Origin of the sequence: Olsenella uli (assembly GCF_016899935.1) — a bacterium.
GTDB lineage: Bacteria > Actinomycetota > Coriobacteriia > Coriobacteriales > Atopobiaceae > Thermophilibacter > Thermophilibacter uli_B.
In genome coordinates, this window is sequence record NZ_JACJJK010000081.1 from 1 (window position 1) to 250 (window position 250).

A 250-nucleotide genomic window follows, 5' to 3' on the forward strand; every position below is an offset into this window, starting at 1 on the left:
ATGCTATATTTGGCAATAAAGAATGTTGGAGTAGTCGAGTTTTTGTAGAAGATTGTTATTTAGATAGCGATAAATCAGTTTTAGAAAAACAGGATTATGCTAAAATTCTTATGGGACCAAATCCAACATCATTTCAATTTTATTTAATGCCAGATAGTAAAAAAAATCCACAGCATTGGGATAGTAGTGCGAATATTCGAGGTTATAAATTTTACTGGCATAAAAAAATGAGATGGCAAGGCATTAAAAA

At 30.0% G+C, this 250-nt stretch carries 1 protein-coding gene; it reads left to right on the forward strand.

Annotated features, from left to right (window positions below):
- Positions 1-250, forward strand: a 250-nt coding sequence (locus H6A07_RS09920) for a hypothetical protein (protein WP_204814752.1), incomplete at both ends; no start/stop codon positions are given.